Genomic DNA, 7,396 nt, shown 5'->3' with positions numbered 1-7,396 from the left:
GGCCAGCCGCTCGAGTTTCCGGAGCAGCGATTCGCCGGGCCGGACGAGCGGACCGGCGCCGCCGGCGAATCCGCCGGTTCCCGTAGCGCCGCCGTCCGCGCGGTTTCCCGTCTTCACGGCCCGACACCCGCCGCTTCGAGCACCCCGGCGATCAGCTCGTCCGGCCTGACGCCGGAGGCGATCGCTTCATAGCCGAGCACGATCCGATGCCGGAGCACGGGCCCGGCCGCCGCGGAGAGGTCGGCGCGGGAGACGTGCAGCCGCCCGTCCAGCAGCGCGCGCACCTTCGCGATGCCGATGAGCGCCTGCACGCCGCGCGGTCCGGCGCCGTAACGGACGTGCCGCCGGACGGCTTCCGGCGCGTCCGCCTCGCCGGGATGGGTCGACATGACGATCCGCACCGCCAGATCGAGCATGTCGTCGGATATGAGCACTTCCTTCGCGTACCGCTGGACGCGGTGCAAATCTTCGGCTCCGGCGACCTTCTCCGCCTTCGTTTCCCGGGCGGAGGTGGTGCGGAGGGCGATCGCCTTCAGTTCCTCCCGGCTCGGATAGCCGACGTCGATCTTCAGCAGGAAGCGGTCGAGCTGCGCCTCCGGGAGCGGATAGGTTCCCTCCTGCTCGAGCGGATTCTGCGTCGCGAGCACGAAGAACGGGCGGGGAAGCGGATGCGTCTCGCCGCCCGCGGTCACCGTCCGCTCCTGCATCGCCTCGAGGAGGGCGCTCTGCGTCTTCGGCGTCGCCCGGTTGATCTCGTCCGCGAGCACGAGGTTGCCGAAGATCGGCCCGGGCTGGAACCGGAACGCGGCCGGCTGTCCGGCGGCGCCGAACTCGACGATGCGCGTTCCCGTGATGTCGGACGGCATGAGATCCGGCGTGAACTGGATGCGCGAGAACGTGAGATCCAGCGCATCCGCCGCCGTCCGGACGAGCATCGTCTTGCCCAGGCCGGGCACGCCCTCGAGAAGCGCGTGTCCGCCGGCGATCAGACACCACAGGAGCTGCTCGACGACCGCCTCCTGACCGACGATCACCTTCGCGATTTCGCGCCGCACGGCATGGATCCGTTCGACGGCTTCCGCGATCTCCGCTTTCGATTCGATCATGGCATCCTCCCGTCCCGGACCGTCACCGATCCGGCTGAATCTCCTCGAAATATCGCTTGACGCGCTCCTTCAGCGCCGGCGGCAGCGTTCCGTCCGACAGCGCCCGCCGGGCTTCCGCCTCATAGGATGCGTACACCTCCGCGTAGTCGCGTACGCCGCCGTCCAGGACCGGCGAGCGTCCGCCCTCGGTCACGGCGCCGCCGGACGCCGGACCGCCGTCCACCGTCACTTCGCCCTCGCCCGCGTAAATCCGGGGCGTCGTGACGAGCGTCCGGCCTCCGCTTCCGAATCCCGCACCGGAACCCGCGCCGACGCCGGACCCCGCACCGGAACCCGCGCCACCGGTCCCCGTACCGGAACCCGCGCCGCTTCCCGTCCCCGATCCGGCGCCCGTGCCGAATCCTCCCCGGCCGCCGGAACCTTCGGCCGAACCCGCACCCGCCGAACCGGAGCCCGAAGCGGCTCCCGACGATCCGCCGGTTCCGGAACCCGACGCTCCGCCGGAAGCGGAACCGCTCCGCCCCGTTCCGCCCGGCCCCCGGGAAGAGCCTCCGCCTTCCGTTCCCTGTTCCGGACCGCCCGAACCGGAGCCGCCCTGGCTTCCTTCCGCGCCCGCCGGTCCGCCGGCGCTTCCGCTCGAGCCGTCCGCTTCCGCATCCGCCAGGCCGTTCCAGCCGCCGTTTCCCGTCCCGGTCCCGAAACCCGGTCCGAGCCGCCCGCCGGCCGACGCCAGTGCGGCTGCCGCCTGTTCGGCGAGCGCCTCCAGCGCTTCCGCCGACAGCGCTTCCTCCAGCGCCTCCCGCAGCGCGTCCGCCGCAGCCTCCGGATCGCCGGCTCCGATCGCCTCCGCCGCCCGTCCGAGCGCTTCGCGGAGCTGATCACCCAGGACGTCCGGAGCGGAAGACGCCAGCTCCCGGAGCCGCTCCGCGAGCATGTTCCGCTGCTCGGGCGAAAGGCTGGCGAACCGGCCGCCCGCCTCTTCCAGCGCATCGGCAAGCGAGTGCCTTCCGCCGCGCTCGAGCGCGCGGCCGACCGCTTCGAGTCCGGGCGTCCGCTGCAGTTCTTGCGCCCAGGAGCGAAGCGCCTCCCGCTTCTGCCCGAGCTCGGCCATGAGGCGCCCGATCTCCCGTTCCGCCTCCTTCCATTCGGCCCGGAGCGCCTCCGGGTCTTTCCGCAGCGCCTGTTCCCGCAGCCGCTTCAGCGGTTCGGTCAGCGCCCGGCGGTCCGGTTCCGACAGGCTGTCGGACGATTCGAGTTCTTTCAGTTCCCGTTCGATCCGCCCGATCGCTTCATCGAGCGCGGCTTTGGCAGCCAGCCGCTCCTCCATCGGATTCGGGAGCATGAGCAGGATCGCCGCCGCGATCCAGATCGCGGAGAGGCCCGCCAGATACAGCTTCCGCCCGCGCCCGCCCGGCCAGGGAATCCGCTCGCCCAGCCCGGACACATAGCGGGCGGCCGCCGCTTCGGCGTCGGCGCGCTGCAGGCGCGCGGCCGGCGTGTCCAGATGCAGCGCGTCGAGCGCCGTGACGATCGCGTCGTCCGTTCCGCCGCGATCCATCACGCGGGCCGCCTTCCGCTCGTCGATGCGCGGCCGCAGCGCCGCGGCGGCGCCGGCGGCCAGACCGGCCAGGGCGCAGGCTGCCGCGGCGGCCGGCGCGTGCGGCAGCGGAACGATGCGGGCCGCCGCCAGCGTCAGAAGCGCCGCGCCGCTTCCGGCAAGCAGGCCGACGGCCGTCCGCCGGACGAAACGGATCGCGAACAGGCGCCGGCGCACCGGTTTCAACAACCGCAGCAAGCGCGTCGTCTGCTCTTTCCGCATATCCGGCACTTCCCGCCGCATGCTCCCCCTCCCTTCGCATTCCTTTCAAAACGGCCGAATCGGCGCATCCGAAGCGCGATGCGGCGCGGAGACCGCGCCGCGAATGCGGGCGGATTGGTTTGCCGCACGGTCGCAAGCGATCCTGATGTTTAATGCCGTTCATATTTAACCCGATTTGTGTTTGGCAGCGGCCTTGCTTCGCTTCTTCCGCGGCAAGGGGCGGACATGGCGGATGCTGAGCACGACCGCGATCACGGCCAACACCCCGTAGACAATGAAGTATTCCTGCCACAGCCGGATCGGCACGCCGATCTGGTAACCGTTCACGCCGACGCGAAACACGCGGTCCGACAGATCGGGTTCGAAGATGCTGACGAGCGCGGCGGCCGGATTGAGCCCCAGCAGGAAGCCGGGCCAGCCGTAATACGCGGGCGGATTCGCCTGTCCCGAACTCAGGTTTTCGACCAGGAGCACGAGCACGAGATAGAGAAAGGCCGTGCCGCCGTACGCGAACACCGTCAGTCCGTATGAGGCGATCACGGACAGCATCGTGCGCTTCACCAGCGTCGAGAACAGGACGCCGAACGAGCCGAAGGCCAGCATCGTGAACAGATAGAACGCGAACACCGTGGCGACCTGTCCGGGCGAGATGCCGCCGTACAGGAACACGATGCTGAATACGGGCAGCGTGGAAATGACAAGCAGCGTCATGAACGCGAGCGACGCGATCAGCTTGCTCAAAATGATGCCCGTCGAGCTCTGCTGCGTCACGAGCAGCAGGTTCAGCGTCTGCCGCTCCCGCTCGCCGCTGATCACGCCCGCCGTCAGTCCGGGCGTCATGAACGCGATCAGCCCGAGCTGGGCGACGCTGATGAACAGGAACAGCGTCCGGCTGCGGGACGGCTCGAACACCGACACTCCCAGCCCGTAATCGAACCGGAAGATGGACAGCAGGCCGAACGTCAGGACGCCGATCGCGGCCAGATAGAAGAGCAGCGCCCACATCGAGCGCGGCGTCCGCATGCGGAGGGTGAATTCTTTGTCGAGCACCGGATTGATGATCTTCGTCCTGAAGTCCGGCAGCAGGCGCTTCGGCGCCGACGGTCCGTTCATGCTTCCACCCCGCTTCCCCTGGTCATTTCGAGGAAGACGTCCTCCAGGTTCGTCTGCGCCTCGCCGAAGGCGATCGGCCTGAATCCCAGCCCGACGAGACGGACCAGCAGCTCCGCCTGCTCTTCATCGCCGCCGGCGAACCGGAACCGGACGAGCTCGCCATCCCGGATCACGCGCCCGACCAGAGGGTTGCCCTCCAGCCAGGCGGCTGCCTCTTCGGCGCGTCCGGCAAGCCGCAGTTCCAGGATGCGCCCCGCATGGAGCCGCCGCTGGATCTCGACGACGCTGCCCTGGGCGATCACCCTCCCCCGTTCGATGACGCCGATCTCGTCCACCATCTCCGCGAGCTCGGGCAGAATGTGGGAGGAAATGAGGATCGTCTTGCCCATCGCCTTCAGCTCTTTGATGATCTCCCGCATCTCGATCCGCGCGCGCGGGTCGAGGCCGGACGCCGGCTCGTCGAGGATCAGGAGATCCGGATTGTGCACGAGGCACCGCGCAAGGCAGAGCCGCTGTTTCATGCCGCGCGACAGCGTGTCGACATAGGCGTCCTTCTTGTCCGCCAGATTGACCAGCTCGAGCAGCTGCGGAATGATCGCGTCGCGTTCCGCCTTCGGAATGCCGCAGCTTGCGCCGTAAAAGTGCAGATATTCCGTCGTCCGGAATTGATCGTAGACGCCGAAGAAATCCGGCATGTACCCGATCCGCCGGCGCACTTCCGCCGGATGCTCGGTCACGTCGAGGCCGTCGACCCGGACGACGCCTTCATCCGGCAGGATGAGCGTCGCGAGGATCGCCATGGTCGTCGTTTTGCCGGCGCCGTTCGGTCCGATGAATCCGAACACGGTCCCGCGCCGGATCGTGAGGTCGACCGATCGCAGCGCCTCGAACGAGCCGAACCGTTTCTTGAGCCCCCGGATCTCGACCATCGGCCTTTCTGATTCCTCCGCCGGACCGCCGCCCGGCCGTTCCGCCTGAAGTTCCGCCGCGTCCGTCATTCGGGCGTCCCTCCTTCCAGTTCCAGATCGGGCAGCCGGTATTCGACCGTGCCGACGGCCTCCAGCCGCATCCGCACCGTCCGCCGCTCCGTGATGTACGCATCCGCGGGACCGGGCAACCAATGGGACGACCGGATCGGAATCAGTTCCCAATCACCTTCGGCCTCGTTCCAGACGGACAGAAACGCGCTGCCGGACACCGCGGGATCCGGATGGCGCACGGTGAAGGAAACGATCGGCTCGTCCCGCCAGGGAAGCGGGAACTCGAACACGAGCGTTCCGTCGGTCATTTGCATCCAGGGATCGCCGAAGGTGACGCCGTATCCCTTCATGTTCTGTTCGACGATGACGGGCTTCACGATCCTGGATGCGCCGGCTTCGAACGCCTCCATGGAAAAATCGAGCATCTGCGTCCACAGCGTCACGTTGTCGGACCGCCGGGCCGATCCGTTCACCTCGAACCAGCTTTCCCCGTCATGGCTGAATCCGATGATCACCGGGCCCGAAACCTCCACCCCGGATTTCCGGAGTTCATTCAGGTAAATGTCGATCAGCCCGCGTTCGCGTGCGTACTCATCCCCCCGGCCCTGATACGGAAAGATTTGGGGGCCGTAACCGCCGAAGCCGGCGGAGAAGCGACCGTGCGGAATCCGGACCGTCCCCGATTCGCCGCGCTTCAGATCGCCGACGGAATACGCCCGGCCTTCCACGAGCACATGGACATGCCGGAGATCGGCCGCGGTATGGTTCGTGATCGCCAGGTCCAGGAGACCGCCGCTGTATTCGGGCTTCACATCGAACTGTCCGTAACCGGGCGAAGCGCCGAGATGCACCCAGGCCTTGCGGAAGGACCAGTACGGCACGTTCCGCCAAACCACCGAAGCCCGGCCGTCCTCCATCCGGGCAACGTTTGCGCCGGACGCGCCGTCGACGCCTCGCTGCAGGATCGATTCGTCCCGCAGCGGAACCGCGTATCCCGCATCCCGGAAATCGACGCGCACCCTGCCGCCCGACGGGACGAACACGGCCGCACCCGCGTACCGGTCCGCCCAGCCGTCGCCCGCCAGATTCACCGTCCGCACGCTGTGCGCCTTCACTTCCCGCTTGTCCGCGGATCCGACCGCGAAAATGACGACGCTGCACAGGACGGAAAACACGGGAACGAGCCACCACATCCACTCGCGGCGGTCGAATTTCCGGAGCACGAGATACAGCACCGGCGCCGCCAGCAGCGCGTAGACGATGAAGAAGACCGACAGGCTGCCGACGGCCGGCGGCCGGATGGACGGAAAAAAACCCAGAATCGAGTCATAAAGCCAGAAATCGTAGCCGTATCCGTAGTTCACCTTGAGGGCCGCCGGCCGCAGCCCGACGTCCGTGAGCAGCCGCTCCCACAGCTTCGCGCTTCCTCCCCAGCTGGCCAGCGGCTCGACGGAAGGGTCGAACGCGACGTAGAGCACCTTGCCCGCGCCGTACGGGCGCACGGCCGAGACGATGACGCCGTCCTGGAGGGTGACGGATCCCGCCTGCAGCGTGCCGGTTGCAACCGTGACCGGCGTTCCGGGCTTCAGCGGCTCCCCGCCGATCGCCTCCAGCATCGCCGCCGATTCCAGCTCGCCTGTCCCGTCCGGCGCGACGGGCACGAGATCGGCGAACGCTTCGGCCGTCTTCGCGTAGCCGGCCCCGCCGGACACGATCAGGACGCCGCCGCGGATGACCCAGCTGCGGATCGCGTCGATCCGTTCCCGCGGCCAGCCTCCGGTCGGCACGTCGTTCAGCGCGAGGATGTCCAGCGAATCCAGCTGCAGCGGATCCTCCGGAAGGTCGTCCGCCCCGATCGGGACCGTCCGGATGTCGTAACCGCGCGAGTTCAGCAGCGAAAGAACATTCAGGGTGTCCGGATCGCGCGCGACGATGCCGACGGTCGTCGACGTGACGCCCGTGCTCACGAGATAATTCCGGCCGGACAGGAAGCCGATCTCCCGTCCGGAACCGGCCCCGCCCTCTTCGAACCGGATCCGGTTGTTGTCCTTGTTGTACAGCATGCCCGGCACGGTCATGTCGACGACGATCGGCGTGTCCGCCGGCAGCTCGACCGGCACGGCGATCTCCTTCGCTTCCCCGTCGTCGTAAGCGAACACGACGTCCCCGCGCAGATCGCGTCCCGTCCGGTTCGTGAGCACCAGCTGAAGCCTCGCGTATTTTCCATGTTTCTGCACGGATCGGATGCCCAGCTCCCACGCGAGCTCGATCCCTTCGTCCTCCGCTTCCGCGGAAGCGGCCGGAAGACCGGCCAGAAGCATAAGCAGCGCGAGCAGGGCAGCGGCCGCTCTTCGGCCGAGCTTGTCCGTCAAGGTTGT

Annotated in this window: 5 protein-coding genes; all 5 read right to left on the bottom strand. The window is 68.1% G+C overall.

Annotation, left to right across the window (positions count from 1 at the left end; translation table 11 throughout):
- Positions 1-113: 113 nt before the first annotated feature.
- Positions 114-1,106, bottom strand: a complete 993-nt coding sequence (locus tag A9Z00_RS09980) for an AAA family ATPase (RefSeq protein ID WP_296976592.1) — start codon at positions 1,104-1,106, stop codon at positions 114-116.
- Between the two features lie 22 nt (positions 1,107-1,128).
- On the bottom strand, positions 1,129-2,946 hold the full coding sequence (locus A9Z00_RS09975) for a hypothetical protein (protein WP_296976589.1): 1,818 nt from the start codon (positions 2,944-2,946) through the stop codon (positions 1,129-1,131).
- Between the two features lie 144 nt (positions 2,947-3,090).
- Positions 3,091-4,038: an ABC transporter permease gene (locus A9Z00_RS09970; RefSeq protein WP_296976587.1), complete on the bottom strand. Its 948-nt coding sequence runs from the start codon at positions 4,036-4,038 to the stop codon at positions 3,091-3,093.
- The gene (locus tag A9Z00_RS09965) at positions 4,035-4,967 is read right to left on the bottom strand and encodes an ABC transporter ATP-binding protein (RefSeq protein ID WP_296976595.1); all 933 of its coding nucleotides are present in this window, start codon (positions 4,965-4,967) and stop codon (positions 4,035-4,037) included. The genes A9Z00_RS09970 and A9Z00_RS09965 overlap by 4 nt, the downstream gene beginning before the upstream one ends.
- A gap of 65 nt (positions 4,968-5,032) precedes the next feature.
- Positions 5,033-7,390, bottom strand: a complete 2,358-nt coding sequence (locus tag A9Z00_RS09960; protein ID WP_296976584.1) for a DUF4350 domain-containing protein — start codon at positions 7,388-7,390, stop codon at positions 5,033-5,035.
- Between the last annotated feature and the right edge of the window lie 6 nt (positions 7,391-7,396).

The organism is Thermobacillus sp. ZCTH02-B1 (genome assembly GCF_002159085.1).
In the GTDB taxonomy this organism is placed as follows: domain Bacteria; phylum Bacillota; class Bacilli; order Paenibacillales; family Paenibacillaceae; genus Thermobacillus.
The sequence above is the reverse complement of the archived record's forward strand: the minus strand, read 5'-3'. Positions and strand labels throughout refer to the sequence as shown.

What these genes read in the sequence shown, in the direction of transcription:
- A9Z00_RS09980 (WP_296976592.1), bottom strand. Translation starts at nt 1,106, where the DNA reads ATGATCGAATCGAAAGCGGAGATCGCGGAAGCCGTCGAACGGATCCAT.
- A9Z00_RS09975 (WP_296976589.1), bottom strand. Translation starts at nt 2,946, where the DNA reads ATGCGGCGGGAAGTGCCGGATATGCGGAAAGAGCAGACGACGCGCTTG.
- A9Z00_RS09970 (WP_296976587.1), bottom strand. Translation starts at nt 4,038, where the DNA reads ATGAACGGACCGTCGGCGCCGAAGCGCCTGCTGCCGGACTTCAGGACG.
- A9Z00_RS09965 (WP_296976595.1), bottom strand. Translation starts at nt 4,967, where the DNA reads ATGGTCGAGATCCGGGGGCTCAAGAAACGGTTCGGCTCGTTCGAGGCG.